The 15,698-nt window shown below is 63.8% G+C and carries 13 protein-coding genes and 1 pseudogene; 12 read left to right on the forward strand and 2 right to left on the reverse strand.

Going from position 1 to position 15,698, the window contains the following annotated elements; all coding sequences use genetic code 11:
* Nucleotides 1-11: 11 nt before the first annotated feature.
* Nucleotides 12-1,643 carry a dolichyl-phosphate-mannose--protein mannosyltransferase gene (locus HMPREF3120_RS07440; RefSeq protein ID WP_371441200.1) on the reverse strand — a complete coding sequence of 544 codons (1,632 nt, stop codon included), beginning with the start codon at nt 1,641-1,643 and terminating at the stop codon, nt 12-14.
* Nucleotides 1,644-1,683: 40 nt separating this feature from the next.
* Between HMPREF3120_RS07440 and rsmI the strand changes: the two genes are divergently transcribed.
* The 3 genes from rsmI (at nt 1,684) to metG (ending at nt 6,379) form a co-directional block, all read left to right on the forward strand.
* Nucleotides 1,684-2,544, forward strand: coding sequence for a 16S rRNA (cytidine(1402)-2'-O)-methyltransferase (gene rsmI / locus HMPREF3120_RS07445; protein ID WP_070451758.1), 861 nt, complete (start codon nt 1,684-1,686; stop codon nt 2,542-2,544).
* 97 nt (nt 2,545-2,641) lie between these two features.
* Nucleotides 2,642-4,450 (forward strand): BCCT family transporter, encoded by a 1,809-nt coding sequence (locus HMPREF3120_RS07450; protein ID WP_083279308.1) that lies wholly within the window; start codon nt 2,642-2,644, stop codon nt 4,448-4,450.
* Between the two features lie 81 nt (nt 4,451-4,531).
* Entirely contained in the window at nt 4,532-6,379 is a 1,848-nt protein-coding gene (gene metG / locus HMPREF3120_RS07455) for a methionine--tRNA ligase (RefSeq protein ID WP_246815442.1), read from the forward strand.
* A gap of 2 nt (nt 6,380-6,381) precedes the next feature.
* On the opposite strand, the gene HMPREF3120_RS07460 is transcribed toward metG, so the two are convergent.
* Nucleotides 6,382-6,774 carry a DUF3806 domain-containing protein gene (locus HMPREF3120_RS07460; protein WP_070451762.1) on the reverse strand — a complete coding sequence of 131 codons (393 nt, stop codon included), beginning with the start codon at nt 6,772-6,774 and terminating at the stop codon, nt 6,382-6,384.
* Between the two features lie 12 nt (nt 6,775-6,786).
* Between HMPREF3120_RS07460 and HMPREF3120_RS07465 the strand changes: the two genes are divergently transcribed.
* The 9 genes and pseudogenes from HMPREF3120_RS07465 to HMPREF3120_RS12160 all read left to right on the forward strand — a co-directional run.
* The gene (locus HMPREF3120_RS07465; protein WP_070451764.1) at nt 6,787-7,623 is read left to right on the forward strand and encodes a TatD family hydrolase; all 837 of its coding nucleotides are present in this window, start codon (nt 6,787-6,789) and stop codon (nt 7,621-7,623) included.
* Between the two features lie 96 nt (nt 7,624-7,719).
* A complete protein-coding gene (locus tag HMPREF3120_RS07470) occupies nt 7,720-8,859 on the forward strand; it encodes a resuscitation-promoting factor (RefSeq protein WP_070421408.1) in 1,140 nt (379 codons plus the stop codon).
* Nucleotides 8,860-9,702 (forward strand): 16S rRNA (adenine(1518)-N(6)/adenine(1519)-N(6))-dimethyltransferase RsmA, encoded by an 843-nt coding sequence (rsmA, locus tag HMPREF3120_RS07475; protein ID WP_070451766.1) that lies wholly within the window; start codon nt 8,860-8,862, stop codon nt 9,700-9,702. It begins immediately after the preceding gene.
* A complete protein-coding gene (locus tag HMPREF3120_RS07480) occupies nt 9,695-10,639 on the forward strand; it encodes a 4-(cytidine 5'-diphospho)-2-C-methyl-D-erythritol kinase (protein ID WP_070451768.1) in 945 nt (314 codons plus the stop codon). Before rsmA ends, HMPREF3120_RS07480 begins: the two co-directional genes overlap by 8 nt.
* Before the next feature lie 27 nt (nt 10,640-10,666).
* Entirely contained in the window at nt 10,667-12,463 is a 1,797-nt protein-coding gene (locus tag HMPREF3120_RS07485) for an ABC-F family ATP-binding cassette domain-containing protein (protein ID WP_070451770.1), read from the forward strand.
* A gap of 20 nt (nt 12,464-12,483) precedes the next feature.
* Complete coding sequence (locus tag HMPREF3120_RS07490; protein ID WP_070451772.1) at nt 12,484-12,807, forward strand: putative quinol monooxygenase; 324 nt, start codon at nt 12,484-12,486, stop codon at nt 12,805-12,807.
* A 189-nt stretch (nt 12,808-12,996) separates the two neighbouring features.
* Nucleotides 12,997-14,166: an NRAMP family divalent metal transporter gene (locus tag HMPREF3120_RS07495; protein WP_083284834.1), complete on the forward strand. Its 1,170-nt coding sequence runs from the start codon at nt 12,997-12,999 to the stop codon at nt 14,164-14,166.
* 10 nt (nt 14,167-14,176) lie between these two features.
* Entirely contained in the window at nt 14,177-14,959 is a 783-nt protein-coding gene (locus HMPREF3120_RS07500; protein WP_070421403.1) for a putative hydro-lyase, read from the forward strand.
* Between the two features lie 78 nt (nt 14,960-15,037).
* Nucleotides 15,038-15,698: pseudogene (locus HMPREF3120_RS12160) on the forward strand (HNH endonuclease); the annotation flags it as partial.

Below are 15,698 nucleotides of genomic sequence, written 5' to 3' on the forward strand. Positions count from 1 at the left end.
TTTCCAGCTGGTTATTTCCAGCTCGGCAGCCACATGAGGGATTCGTAGTAGGAATCCGGGATGCGCATGCCGTAGAAAATCGGTGACCAGTAGAAGAAGCTTGCCGCGACCAAGGCGATGTAGACCACGGCAGCGAGTTGGCCCCAGCGCATCTCAAAGCCTGCGACCTTGTTGACCCAACTCCACGTCACGGGTCCGCCCTTCTTCGCAAGGTTGCCCACCGCCAGCGCAAGCAGCACCGCCGTAAACGGCACCAGTGCGGTGGCGTAGAAGAAATACATCTGACGGTCGAATGCAGCCAGCCACGGGAGGAAACCGGCGGCGAAGGCGATCACCGGAACGATGACGCGGAAGTCCTTGCGGGTCAGCCAGACCCAGCACGCCCAGAGCAGGACTGGCACGGTGAGCCACCAGATGGCAGGGGTGCCGAACATGTAAATCATCTCGCGGCAGGTGCCATCACCCGGGGCGACCTTGCACTCCAAGTCAGTGGCGGAGTAGTAGAGGATCGGGCGCGCAGAGACGAGCCATGCCCACGGCTTGGAATCCCACGGGTGCGAGTGGCCACTCGAGGACGTCAGGGATGCGTGGAAGCTCAGGACGGAGAAGTGGTAGTACAGCCAGCCAGCGACGGAATCGGGCAGGTTTGTCAGCCAGGGCCAGTCGGAGCCGGCGATGGTGCCGTCTGCAAGCGAGTGGCGGTACACAGAGGTCTCAGAGGCGAACCAGGCGCGCCAGGACCAGATGTAAAGCAGTGCTGGGATGAGCACGATCGAGGCGAGTGCAGCTGGGACGTCGCGAAGCAAGGTGCCAGCGACCGGCTTTTCCACGCCGTAGCGGCGGCGCAGGTAGAGGTCCCAGAACGACGACAACAGGCCGAAGAACATGATGTAGTACAGGCCTGACCACTTCACCGACAGCGCAAGACCAAGGGCGACACCGGTGGCGAAGCGCCACCAGCGGAAGCCCATCCGTGGGCCGAACGGGCCGGTGCCGTCCAACTTGCCGGCCAGCCAGGCATCGTGCCAGCGGTGGTGTACCTCGCGCATGTCGCCGGCGAGCGTCCAGGCGGCAATGACGATAAACAGGACCTGGAAGATATCCAGCATGCCGAATTTGGCGGCGACGAGCAGGACGCCGTCGAAAAGTGCGATGATGCCCGCGACCACACCGATAGAGGTGGACTGGCTCACGCGGCGCGCGATGAGGAACACGAACACGATCACCGCGGTGCCAAACAGTGCGGTGATGATGCGCCAACCCAAAGGCGTGTAGCCGAAGATGGTTTCGCCGAGCGCCAGCAGCTGCTTGCCCAGCGGCGGGTGCACGACAAGACCGTAGCCCGGGTTCGACTCAATGCCGCCGAGCACGGGGTTAAAGGAGCTACGCACCATGTCCCAGCCCTGCGGCACGTAGTGCTTCTCGTCGAAGACCGGGGTGCCGGAACTGGTTGGCTGGGTCAGCCCCAGGAACCTGGTAAACAGCGCGAGGACACCGATCACGCTGGCGGCGATGGTGTCGCGGCGCGTCCACGGCACCGATACGGGTGCGGTGGGGGCCGGTCGGCTCGGGCGGACTTTGCGCGCCGCGCCTGGTTCGTCTGGCGCCGGGGTGGCGTTGGAAGTGCTCGCGATAGTGGTCACGGACGAAGATACTAGCGCCTGACGCGTATGCTTCAGGCTTATGTCCGCCGAGCATGATCGTGAAACCCAGTTCCCAGCTACCGGAGTGGTGCTCGCCGCCACACCGCTGGGCAACATCGGGGACGCCTCTCCACGGCTCGTGCAGGCCCTTGGTCAGGCCGATATCGTCGCCGCGGAGGATACGCGTCGCACCCGCGCGCTGGCTGCGGCACTCGGTGTGGAGATCACCGGGCGCGTGGTGTCCAACTTCGACCACAATGAGGACGCGCGCTCGCGTGAGCTTCTCGACGCCGCCCGCACCGGCACCGTCCTCGTCGTCACGGATGCCGGCATGCCGATTGTTTCCGACCCAGGGCATTCGATCGTCGCCGCCGCCCACGACGCCGGCATCCCCGTGACCTGTATCCCGGGCCCGTCTGCGGTAACCACGGCACTTGCGCTGTCCGGGCTCAACGTCGGCCACTTCATCTTCGACGGCTTCGTGCCCCGCAAGGCCGGTGCGCGTCGGGCCTGGCTGGAATCCCTTATCGACGAGCGTCGCGCCGTCTGCTGCTTCGAATCCCCGCACCGCATCGCGCAGTTGCTTGACGACGCCGCCGACGTCCTCGGCGGTACACGCCGCGCCGCGGTGTGCCGGGAACTGACCAAAACCTATGAAGAGGTCAAGCGCGGCACTCTTGCAGAACTTGCCGAATGGGCAGCAGACGGCGTACGCGGGGAGATCACGCTTGTGATCGAAGGCGGGGAGCCTGAGCAGCCGGAAGCGGAAGATTTGGTGGGGAAGGTGCTTGAGCTCGTCGAGAAGGGCGAGCGTATGAAGGACGCTGCGAAACAGGTCGCCAAAGCGCACGGCGTGAAAGTAGGGGACCTGTATGATGCCGCGCTCGCTGCGCGCGGTTGAGTAAGTTCTCGCGACAACTCGGTTAGCACAAAGGTGTTATTTACGTTAGCCTGCTTGGGCACTTTTAAACACCTGAAAACTTCAAAGGAGTAACCGTATGTCTCAGCGAGACTCACAAAGGGATCCACACGATCCCGATGCGGAGACGCAGAGCACTGATCAATACGCACCCCAAGAAACTTCTGCAGCCAGCGAACTTGCTGCGCTGCTCGACGCCGACCGCGACGGCGTTGCGACGGACTACGTCGACCCGGAAGAGCGCATGGAGCGTGCCGCGGATGCAGAAGATGCCCCAGTGAACTGGGGCATTGTCATTCCGTTGGCCATTATTGTCGCGGCAATTGTCGGCTGGGGCCTGGCTGCCCCCGACAGCTTTTCCAACTTCGCCGATGCCGCCTTCACTTGGGTGATTGACAACCTGGGCTGGGCATTCGTCCTCGGCGGCACCATTTTTGTCATTTTTGTCATCGTGATTGCGGCGTCGAACTTCGGCACCATTCGCCTCGGCACCGCAGACGAGCGACCAGAATTTAAGACCACGTCATGGATCGCCATGATGTTCGCCGCCGGCATGGGCATCGGCCTGATGTTCTACGGCGCCGCAGAACCACTGGCGATGTACCTCGACGGCGTACCCGGCCACAACGAACGTGAAGTAGGCGCTGCCATGGCACAGACCATGTTCCACTGGACGCTGCACCCGTGGGCTGTGTACGCCATTCTCGGCCTGGCCATTGCGTATTCGACGTTCCGCCTTGGCCGCAAGCAGCTGCTGTCGAGCGCTTTCATCCCGCTGATCGGACAGAAGGGTGCTGACGGCTGGCTCGGTCGTCTCATTGATGCGTTCGCTGTGTTCGCCACCATCTTCGGCACCGCCTGCTCCCTGGGCCTTGGCGCGCTGCAGATCAGCTCCGGCCTGGAGGCGTCCGGCTTCGTGGACAACCCATCCACCAAGCTGACTATCGGTATTGTCTCCGTGTTGACCCTGGCGTTCCTGCTGTCCGCAATGTCGGGCGTGTCCAAGGGCATCCAGTGGCTGTCTAACGCCAACATGGTCATCGCCGCGATCCTGGCGATCTTCGTCTTTGTCTTCGGCCCGACCGTTGCGCAGCTGAACATGCTGCCGACCGCATTTGGTAACTACCTGCAGAACTTCTTCGAAATGGCAGCCCGCACCGCAGAGAGCTCCGACGGCCAGGCTGGTGACTTCCTCTCCGGCTGGACCATCTTCTACTGGGCGTGGTGGATCTCCTGGTCGCCGTTCGTCGGTACGTTCCTGGCTCGCATCTCCCGCGGCCGCACCGTGCGCGAGTTCTGCCTCGGCGTCCTGCTCGTCCCGGCTGGCCTGTCCACCGTATGGTTCGCCATCTTCGGCGGCACCGCCATCAAGATGGAGCAGGATGGCCAGTCCATCGTCGGCGGCGGCTCCAACGAGGAACAGCTGTTCAACCTGCTGCACGCCCTGCCGGGCGGCTACGTTGTCGGCGTGTTCGCCCTGTTGCTGCTGGGTACCTTCTTTATTACCTCCGCAGACTCGGCCTCGACCGTGATGGCGTCCATGACCCAGTCCGGCAAGACCGAAGCCAAGCCGTGGCTGGCCGCTATGTGGGGCGTGGCTACCGCATTCGTCGGTCTGACCCTGCTGATCTCCGGTGGTGCTGACGCGCTGAACTCTCTGCAGTCCGTCACCATCGTGGCCGCAACACCGTTCCTGTTCATCCTTATCGCGCTCATGTTCGCGATTGTGAAGGACATGTCCAACGACACCATTTACCTGGATAAGAAGGAACACGAGCGCTTCGCCCGCCAGCTGGCTATCGAGCGCCGCATGCACCGCGACCAAGCGCAACTCGACGCACGTCGCGAGCAAATGAAGAAGATGCTGAAGCCGCGCGCGAAGAACTAACGCGTAGCGTTTCGCACCTTCGTTGCTGGCCCCGCGGAGCAGTTTCATTGCTTAGCGGGGCCATAACTTATGCTGGGAGCCATGACTGCTGCTGATTCCACCCAGAACGTTCTTGTGTGTGTGGCCTGGCCGTACGCAAACGGCCCGCGCCACATCGGACACGTCGCCGGCTTCGGCGTCCCCTCCGATGTCTTCGCCCGCTACCAGCGAATGTCCGGCAAGAACGTGCTTATGGTCTCCGGCACCGACGAACACGGCACCCCGCTGTTGGTCCAGGCGGATAAGGAAGGCGTCAGCGTCAAGGAATTAGCGGACCGCTACAACAAGCAGATCGTCGAAGACCTCGCAGGCCTTGGCCTATCCTACGACCTGTTTACCCGCACCACCACCCGCAACCACTACGCGGTGGTCCAAGAACTGTTCCGCGGGTTGGACGCTAACGGCTACATGGTGAAGGAAACCACCAAGGGGGCGATCTCCCCGTCGACGGGCCGCACACTGCCGGACCGCTACATCGAGGGCACCTGCCCAATCTGTGGCGCAACCGATGCCCGCGGTGACCAGTGCGACACCTGCGGCAACCAGCTGGACCCGGCAGACCTGATCAACCCGGTGTCCAAGATCAATGGCGAGGCCCCGGAGTTCGTCGAGACTGAGCACTACATGCTCGACCTGCCGTCGCTCCACGACGCACTCGAGGCGTGGCTGTCCACCCGCGAGGACTGGCGCCCGAATGTGTTGAAGTTCTCCCTGAACCTGCTCGAGGACATGCGCCCGCGCGCCATGACCCGTGACATCGACTGGGGCATCCCGATCCCAGTAGAGGGCTGGCAGGACAACCCGTCGAAGAAGCTCTACGTCTGGTTCGACGCCGTCGTCGGTTACTTGTCTGCCTCCATCGAGTGGGCCCACAACATTGGCAAGCCGGAAGCTTGGAAGGACTTCTGGCAGGACCCAGCCACCGAGGGCTACTACTTCATGGGCAAGGACAACATCACCTTCCACTCCCAGATCTGGCCGGCGGAGCTGCTTGGCTACGCGGGCCAGGGCTCCAAGGGCGGCGAGGTACACAGTCTTGGCGAGCTCAACCTGCCCACCGAGGTTGTCTCTTCTGAGTTCCTCACCATGTCGGGCTCGAAGTTCTCCTCGTCGAAGGGCGTGGTCATTTACGTCAAGGACTTCCTCAAGGAGTTCGGCCCGGATCCGCTGCGCTACTTCATCGCAGTCGCAGGCCCGGAGAACAATGACACCGACTTCACCTGGGACGAGTTCGTCCGTCGCGTGAACAACGAGCTGGCCAACGGCTGGGGCAACCTGGTCAACCGCACCGTGTCCATGGCGCACAAGAACTTCGGCCAGGTGCCCGCGCCGGGCCCGCTGGAAGCGTCCGATGAGCGCATCCTGAACCTTGCGGAAGAAACCTTTGCTACCGCCGGTGCGGACCTAAGCGAGGCTCGGTTCAAGAACGCGATCACCAAGATCATGCACGTCGTTGGTGAAGCGAACGCCTACATCGCCGAGCAGGAGCCGTGGAAGCTGGCTAAGGACGAGTCCCAGCGTGAGCGTCTGGCCACCGTGCTGTGGACCGCGCTGCAGGTGGTGTCCGATTGCAACGCCATGCTCACCCCGTTCCTGCCGCACACCGCCCAGAAGGTCCACGAGACCTTGGGCCGCACCGGCGTGTGGGCTGCTGAGCCGCGCATCGAGGAGATTGTCGACGACGCCGACTTCGACCTCGTCGGCGTCGGCCTTCCGGAGAAGGGGCAGAAGTACCTGACCATCACCGGTGACTACACCCAGCAGCAGGCCGTGTGGCAGCGCGTGGAGGTCACCCCGGGCACCGAGTTGGCTAAGCCGCAGCCGCTGATTGCCAAGCTCGATGCTGAACTTGGCGAGACCGGCCCGGAGTGGGCGCCGGTGCAGAAGTAGGCCTAGAGAAACTGGTTGAGGAACCCGGTGAGTTTGCCGGGTTCTTCGTCTTCAAAGCGCTGGTCCACGACGACGAGCGGGGCGGTGTACTTCTCGTCCGCGCCGCCGGGATTCTTGACGACGACAAGATCGGTCCCGTAGTCGTCGATAAGCAATTGCCAAGAAAAGCCCTCCCGCACGAGCGCCTCGCCGAGGGCGGTGCCGTAGATGCGGGCGGTGTCGCCGCGGGGAAACGCGCGCTGCACATCGCGGGGAAGTGCCAGGTAATCGGCAAGTTCTTCCTCGAATGAGGCAACGATGTCGGCGGGCGAGCCGTTAATGCCGCGACCGGCGGCCTCGGCCAGGTCGGCCTCAATTTGGGTGCGGGTGGCTGAGTCAATGTCGTTGAATGCCATAGGGTGCATCGTATGAGCAAAAAGAAGCCACGTCCCACTCCCGTGCCCGCCGAGCCGATCGCAGGTCTCGTCGATGCACACACGCACCTCGCGTCCTGCGGCGCACGTACCGCGGAAGAGATCGACACGTTTGTCCAGCGTGCCGTAGCCGCCGGGGTCGAGCGCATCTGCACCGTCGGCGATGGCCTCGACGAAGCGGAACTTGCGCTTGAGGCCGCACATCTCAACGAGCGCGTGTTTGCCGCGTGCGCGATCCATCCGACCAGGGCGCATGAACTTGACGACGACGCGCGTGCCCGCCTACAGACCATGGCCGCCGACGCGCGTTGCGTGGCGGTGGGGGAGACCGGCATCGATACGTACTGGCTCAAACACGACGCGGAGCGCACCGCGCCGCTGGACGTGCAGGAGGAGGCGTTTCGCTTCCACATCGACCTGGCCTGCGAGTCCGGCAAGGCGCTGATGATCCACAACCGTGAGGGTGATGCGGAGATCATGCGGATTCTCGACGACGCCCCACGCCCCGAACACGTCATCTTGCACTGCTTCTCCTCGCCACTGGACGTGGCACGCGAGGCGATCGAGCGTGGCTACGTACTGAGCTTCGCGGGAAACGTCACGTTCAAGCGCAACGAGGAACTGCGCGAGGCCGCCCGCCTGGCGCCTGCCGGCCAGTTGTTGGTGGAGACCGACGCGCCGTACATGACGCCGGAGCCGTTCCGCGGCGCGCGCAACGAGCCATCGCTTATCGGCCACACCGCGAAGGTGTTGGCCGAAGTCCGCAACATGGATGTGGCCGATGTGGCACGTGATATCAGTGAGACGTTTTCACGCGTCTACGGGGTGTGACCTGGAACATTAGTGCGCGTCGGTCCTTGTGTCCCGGCGGGCGTTACCGTATTGTTACCGAAGTTGCTTTACGTTAACCCCTCGGAGGAAGCGCGAATGTCTCGTCAGATCAAGCGGATCAACCCGAAGAACTCCGCCGCGAAACGCGTCGCGGTTGGCACTGTCGCCGGCGCCGTGCTCGTCGGTGGTGCGGGCACCGCGCTGGCTTCCCAGAAGCAAATCACCGTGGATGTCAACGGTGAGGAAACCAACGTCCGCACCTACGCCGCCGACGTCGCAGGCGTGCTGCAGTCCGCGGGCGTTGACGTTGACCCGCAGGACCTCGTCTACCCAGCGCCGGGGGAGAAGATCTCACGCGGCGATACCGTCACCGTGCGCACCGCCAAGCCGGTCGCCGTTGTCGTCGACGGTGTTGCCCAGCAGATCACCTCGACCGCCAGCACCGTCGGCGAACTGCTCGAGGAAGCCGGCGTTACCTCCGCCGCGGGCGTGGACATCGACCGCGACGAGACGGTCACCGAAGGCCTCAACGTGGACGTGACCACACCGAAGATCGTGGCACTTCGCGACGGCGGTAACCTCACCTACGTTTCCGCCGCAGCCAAAACCGTCGGCGACCTGCTGTCGGCGCGTGGCGTCACCTTCGATAGCGACGACCGTTTGAACCATGCGCTCGCCGACGCGATCGTGCCGGGCATGGAAATCGTCCTCGACCGCGTCAACACCATCGACCGCCCAGAGACCGTCGCGGTGGAAGAACCCGCCGAATACATTGACGACGACACCCTCGACGAAGGCACCGAAGAAGTCCGCGAAGAAGGCGTGCAGGGCGAAAAGCAGATCATCCACCGCACCGTGACCGTCAACGGTGTTGTCGAATCCGAAGGCGTTGCCGAGGAGAAGGAAACCAAGAAGGGCAAGCCCGCCGTCATCGCGCGTGGCACCAAGCAGACGGGTAACACCGGCGCGGCAGCCCCTGCCGTGGCTAACGGTTCCGTCTGGGACGCGATCGCAGCCTGCGAATCCGGCGGCAACTGGTCCATCAACACCGGCAACGGCTACCACGGTGGCCTGCAGTTCAACCCAGGCACCTGGGCCGCCTACGGCGGCACCGCCTTCGCGCCGACCGCCGACCTGGCCACCCGCGAACAGCAGATCGCCATCGCCGAGCGCACCCAGGCCGCCCAGGGCTGGGGCGCGTGGCCTGCCTGCACCGCCCGTCTGGGCCTGCGCTAAATGGCGGGCTCGCAGCTGCTCGGCCCGGCCGAGATCCGCGAACTCGCGGCAGAACTCGACGTCACGCCTACCAAGAAACTGGGGCAGAACTTTCTGCACGACCCGAACACCGTGCGCATGATCGTCGGTGCCGCAGAGCTTTCGCCTGACGACGTCGTTGTGGAGGTTGGCCCGGGGTTGGGGTCGCTAACGCTTGGGCTCGTCGATACGGTCTCGCGGGTCGTCGCGCTTGAGATCGACCCACGTCTCGCCGGGCGTCTGCCTGCAACCGTTCAGGCGCGTGCGCCCGAGTACGCCGAACGCCTCACCGTGATCACCACCGACGCGCTGAAGGCGCGCCGCGACGACCTCGACGTCGAGCCAACAGCGCTGGTAGCCAACCTGCCGTACAACGTCTCCGTGCCAGTGCTGTTGCACCTGCTGGAGGAGTTCCCCACGATCAGGCGCGTGCTGGTCATGGTGCAAAAGGAAGTCGCCGACCGCCTCGCTGCCGTGCCAGGCTCCAAGATCTACGGCGTGCCGAGTGTCAAAGCTGCGTTCTACGGGGACGTCTCGCGCGCCGGCACTATTGGCAAGCACGTCTTCTGGCCCGCGCCGAACATCGAATCGGGGCTTGTGCGCATCGACGTCAACGACGACAACCCGCGCGAACTCCGCGAGCGCGTCTTCCCGATCGTGGACGCCGCCTTCGCGCAACGCCGCAAGACGCTTCGCTCCACACTCGCAGGAATCTACGGCTCGCCCGCGAACGCCGAAGCGGCCCTGCGCGCAGCCGGAATCGACCCAGGCCTGCGTGGCGAAAAACTTACCGTGGCCGACTTTGTACAGTTAGGCCATGCGTAAGTACGTCGCCTCCGCACCAGGCAAGGTCAACCTCCACCTCGGGGTAGGGGAAGCCCGCGCCGACGGCTACCACGACCTAGTCACCGTCTTCCACGCCGTGGACCGTCGCGAAGTGGTCACGCTCGTCGCCTCCGACACGGTTACTGAAGGCCCCATCGTGCGCTCCATGCAGACCACGTTTTACGTCGACGAGCCGGAAGAAAGCATCGACGGGCCAACCAACCTGGCGTGGCGTGCGGTCAACGCAGTTGCTGAGCGTGCCGGGATCGCCCTTCCGGAGGTTCACATCGAGGTGGCCAAGCACGTCTTCGTCGCCGGCGGGATGGCGGGCGGTTCCGCCGACGCTGCCGCTGCACTGGTCGCCGCGAACGCGCTCGTGGCTGATCACGGCGAGCCGCTTACGGCTGAGACGTTGCACGAGTTGGCAGCGTCGCTCGGCGCTGACGTGCCATTTTCGCTCATGGGGGGCACAGCACTCGGCACCGGCCGGGGAGATGAACTCGTCGAAATGCTGTCGCGCGGCCGTCTGAACTGGGTGTTCGTCAACCCCAAGGTGGGCATTTCCACCGGCGGAGCATTTTCGCTTCTCGACGACCTGCGTCACGGCAACCCAGCCCTCGTCCCACACCTCAACACCGCAGGCCTGTCCCAGGCGTTGACCTCGGGCGACGCGGCGCGGGTGGCAGAGGCGCTGCACAACGACCTCGACGCGGCAGCGCTGTCGATGCGCCCGCAACTCAAGCGGCTTATCGACGCTGCCAACGAAGCAGGCCTGCGCGCCATCGTGTCCGGCTCCGGGCCCACGGTCGCGGTGCTGTGCGAAAGCCTCGAGCACGCCCAATGGGTCGCCGAACACTTGGCGGAGCGATTCGAGGGCTACGAGATCTTCGTCGCCGAAGGACCCGACCACGGCGCGGTGCTCGAGACCGCCGATTAGGCAGGGTGCGTAGACTATGCACCCGATATGGCTAACCTGATCAACCTTGAAAACGTCTCCAAAACGTGGGGGCTGAAAACCCTGCTCGACGGTGTCTCCCTCGGCGTGCAAACCAACGACCGCATCGGCATCGTCGGCGTCAACGGCGGCGGCAAAACCACCCTGCTTGAAGTGCTCACCGGCATCGAGAAGCCGGACGCGGGCCGCGTCTCCCACAACTCGGGCCTGCGCATGGCAGTGGTCACCCAGCGTTTCGACCTCGACGAGACCCTCACCGTCGGCCAAGCCGTCGTCGAACCGCTCGGCCTGCAGACCTACGAGTGGGCCTCGAACGCCAAGGTTCGCGAGGTCCTCCAGGGCACCGGTGTGGCCGAGCTCGGCCTGGACACCCCGGTAGGCAACCTCTCTGGTGGCGAGCGTCGCCGCGTGAACCTCGCCGCGGCACTCGTGCAGGACCTCGACCTGGTCGTGCTCGACGAGCCAACCAACCACCTCGACGTCGAAGGCGTGCAGTGGCTCGCTGACCATTTGTTGTCGCGCAAGGTGGCGGTGGTCGTCGTCACGCACGATCGCTGGTTCCTCGACACCGTGGCCACCCTGACCTGGGAAGTCCACGACGGCACCGTCGATGTCTACGAAGGCGGCTACAACGACTGGACCTTCGCGCGCGCCGAACGTGCCCGCCAAGCCGACGCCATCGAACAGCGCCGCCAAAACCTCGCGCGGAAGGAACTCGCGTGGCTGCGCCGCGGCGCACCTGCCCGTACCTCGAAGCCGCGCTACCGCATCGAAGCCGCAGAAGCCCTGATCAAAGACGTCCCGCCGCCGCGCGACACCGTCGAACTCATGGCGTTTTCCAAGCAACGCCAAGGCCGCGTCGTCATCGAACTCGAAGACGCACGCATCGACGCCCCCGACGGCCGCACACTCGTCGACCACCTCACCTGGCGCCTCGCACCCGGAGAGCGCATCGGCCTTGTCGGCGTGAACGGCTCCGGCAAAACCACCCTGCTGCGCACCCTTGCCGGCGAATACCCACTCGCCGCAGGTAAACGCATCGAAGGCCAAACCGCACGCATCGGCTGGCTGCGCCAAGAACTCGACGACCTCGACCCGGAACGCCGCGTCATCGACGCCGTCGAGGATGTCGCCACCTACATCTCCTTCGGCAAAGGCGAAATGTCCGCCTCCCAACTCGCCGAACGTCTCGGCTTCTCCCCGAAACGCCAACGCACCCCCGTGCGCGACCTCTCCGGCGGCGAACGCCGTCGCCTCCAACTCACGCGCGTGCTCATGGCCGAGCCGAACATCTTGCTTCTCGACGAGCCCACCAACGATCTCGACATCGACACCCTCCAAGAGCTAGAAAACCTCCTCGACTCCTGGCCCGGCACGCTCGTGGTTATCTCCCACGACCGCTACCTCATCGAACGCATCGCGGACACCACCTACGCCCTGTTCGGCGACGGCACCTTAACCAATCTGCCCGGCGGCATCCAGCAGTACCTGGACCGCAGGGCAGCCGAGGACACCGCGACCGGACCGTTGGATTTGGGGGAGCGGGGCGAGGGCGTCGTCGACAAGCAAAAGGGTCTCAGTTCGCAGGAAGAGCGCGAGATCCAAAAGCAGATGAAGTCTCTGGAGCGCAAGATCGCGAAGGAAAGCGAGCGGGCAGAAGCACTCGAAGCCGAGATCACCGCCCTGTCGCAAGCCGGCGACTTCGACGCCATCGGCGCCAAAACCAAAGAACTCAACGCCGCCAAAGACACCCGCGAGGAACTCGAAATGGAATGGCTCGAACTCGGCGAGCAGCTTGAAAGCTAACTCCGCATAGGGTGGGGCGCATGATTCTGATCAACGTACGATTCAAGCCCCTGCCCGAACACGTCGACAACTTCCGCGAACTGGTCAAAGAATTCACCGACGCATCCCGGGCCGAAGAAGGCAACATCTTCTTCGACTGGTACCGCAACGAAGACAACCCCAACGAATACCTGCTCATCGAAGCATTCCACGACCACGCTGCCGAAGCCCACGTCAACTCCGACCACTTCAAGGCAGCACAGGAATTCTTCCCGACCATCTTGGCGGAAACCCCGACCATCATTAACACCCTCATCGAAGGCAAAACCGAATGGGACAAGATGGCGGAATTCAAAGTCGACTAGGGGTAACCCGGGTGTGACGATGTGTGACGAGGTGTCACCCAGGGCGCTTTTATGCCCTAATATCACCCACGTCACATTCCCGTCATTGAAAGGAGTGCCCCCGTGACCGCTCCAAACCCCAACACCGGCGGCTCAACCGCAGCCGACGTACCCACCAAGCCGCCAGCAGCGGCACGACGCATCGGCCCCATGGTCGGCGCCATCTTCCTGATGGCCACCTCCGCCATTGGGCCGGGCTTCCTCACCCAAACCTCCGTATTCACCGTGCAGATGGGCGCGGCATTCGCGTTTGCCATCCTGCTGTCCATCATCGTGGACATCGTCATCCAGTTGAACGTCTGGCGCATCCTCGGTGTCTCCGGCCTGCGCGCCAGCGAGCTCGCCAACGCCGTACTGCCTGGCCTCGGCTGGTTCCTGGCCATCCTCGTCGGCATCGGCGGACTCGTCTTTAACATCGGCAACATCGCCGGCACCGGCCTTGGCGTCCAAGCGCTCACCGGTGGCGCCGTCGACCCGAAAATCGGCGGTGCCATCTCTGCCATCATCGCCATCTGCGTGTTCCTTTGGAAGCGTGCGGGTGCCGCACTCGACGTCCTCGTCGGCATCCTCGGCGCGCTGATGATCCTGCTCATGCTCTACGTCGCCATCTCCTCAAACCCGCCAGTGGCTGAGGCGATGCGCCAATCCGTCGCCCCGGACGCCGTGGACTTCAAGGTCATCACCACCCTCATCGGCGGTTCTGTCGGCGGCTACATCGTGTTCGCCGGCGTGCACAGGATTATCGACGCCGGCCACACCGGCCCCGAAAACCTCGACTACATCTCCCGCTCCTCGGTCACCGGCATCATCGTCACCGGCATCATGCGCGTGCTGCTGTTCCTCGCGGTGCTGGGTGTCGTCGCAACGGGCGTTGCACTGTCCAAGGACAACACCGCCGCAGACGTCTTCTACCAAGCCGCAGGCGACATCGGCCGTCGCATGTTCGGCCTCGTCCTGTGGGCTGCGGGCCTGTCCTCGGTCATCGGCGCGTCGTTCACCTCGATCTCGTTTTTGACCAAGCAGGGCTTCGACCCGAAGAAGCGCGGCTGGCTCACCGTCGGCTTCATCGTCATCTCCACGGTCATCTACCTGTTCGTTGGCTCTGCACCGCAGAAGCTCCTCATCTTCGCAGGCGCCTTCAACGGTCTGATCCTGCCGATCGGTTTCGCCGTCGTCCTCTACGTCGGTTTCTTCCGCAAGGACCTGCTGCGTGGCTACAAGCCGCCGATGTGGATGCTGGTCCTTGGCGCCATCACGCTTGTCGGTTGCGCTTGGATGGGTTGGAGCTCCATCAGCACCTTGCCCACACTGTGGGCGTAGTCTGAAGGGCATGCAGCCTGCCTCTATGACCCCAGCGCAAGCCCGCGCGTTGTTCCGCACCACCGATGTGCCGACGACGGCGGGCTTTTCCGCTGGTTACGCCCAAGCCAACCTGATCGCGCTGGATAAGAAGTACGCATTCGATTTCTTGCTGTTCGCGCAGCGCAACCCGAAGCCGTGTCCGATCCTGGGGGTGTTGGAGCCGGGGCAGGTGGAGTCGTCGCTACTCGCGGGTGGCGATATTCGCACCGACATTCCCGCCTACCGCGTGTTCAAGGACGGCTCGCTTATCGACGAGCCCCTCAACGCCACCGAATACTGGACCGACAACACCGTCGCGTTCCTTATCGGCTGCTCGTTCACCTTCGAGGCGGCCCTGCTGGACAACGGGGTGCCCGTGGCGCACATCGAGCAGGGGCGCAACGTGCCGATGTATATGACCAACATCGACTGCGAGCCAGCCGGCGTGTTCTCCGGCAAGATGGTCGTCTCCATGCGGCCGATTCCGGCGTCGCAGGTTTCCGATGCGGTACGGATCACGTCGCGCTACCCAGCCGTGCACGGTGCCCCCGTGCACGTGGGGGATCCGGCCGCGATCGGTATCGACGACCTTGATACGCCCGACTTCGGCTCCGCCGTGGACATCCCCGCGGGCACGGTGCCGGTGTTCTGGGCGTGTGGGGTTACGCCGCAGTCGATTGTGATGTCGTCGAAGCCCGATCTGGCGATCTGTCACGCGCCGGGCAAAATGCTCGTCACCGACGCCCGCGACCTCGCCTACCAGGTGCCTTAGGGGTTATCCACAGGGGCATCTGCGTAAATTTCACAGGCTCGAAACGCTGGTTTGCGGTTTTGGTTTAGCGTTTTGGGTATGAATTCGTTCGAGGTGTTAGTGCAGGCGATGTCGGCTGCAGCGTTGGAGACGCTGGCTGACTTCGACCTCGATGTTGCACTCGCCTCGGGCTTCGCACCCGATCGTGCGCGTGCCTGGTCGCGGCTGCGGGATGTCTACTTCGGGCGTACGAAGTTCACGCGCAAGCAAAAGACAGCAAGTTCTTTGGCGCGCGGTTTCTCCCTCGACGAGTTAGTACTGATCGAGCGGCGTATTGCTTCGGTGAAGGATGCGTCCCAGCGGTGGGCGCTGCGCCTGGCTTTGCTTGAAGTCGAGGGTGGCTACCGGGCGATTGAGGCAGCGGCACGCACGTTGGTGCCGGCGGATACGAAGCCTGCGGTGGATGCGGCGAAGTTTGGGCCGTCACGAAACGGCAAGCGCACCCTGCATTTAACCTATGACGAGCGTGAGATCTCCGATATGGAGCACACCGGGCGGTTAGGCATTGACCCTGATCGTCCGGCTGCACCCCAGATTGCCGAGAACTTGATTGGGATTTTCTTCGGCGACGGCAAGGTTGCCACGGCAGCGCCGCGTCCGACGGTGTTAGTACCGTTGCCGGATTATCTGCGCATCATGGATGGCAACGGCGATGACGTTCTACTCGCCATGACCGATGGCACCACCATGACCGGTGCGG

This window comes from Corynebacterium sp. HMSC11D10 (assembly GCF_001806995.1).
In the GTDB taxonomy this organism is placed as follows: Bacteria; Actinomycetota; Actinomycetes; order Mycobacteriales; family Mycobacteriaceae; genus Corynebacterium; species Corynebacterium coyleae.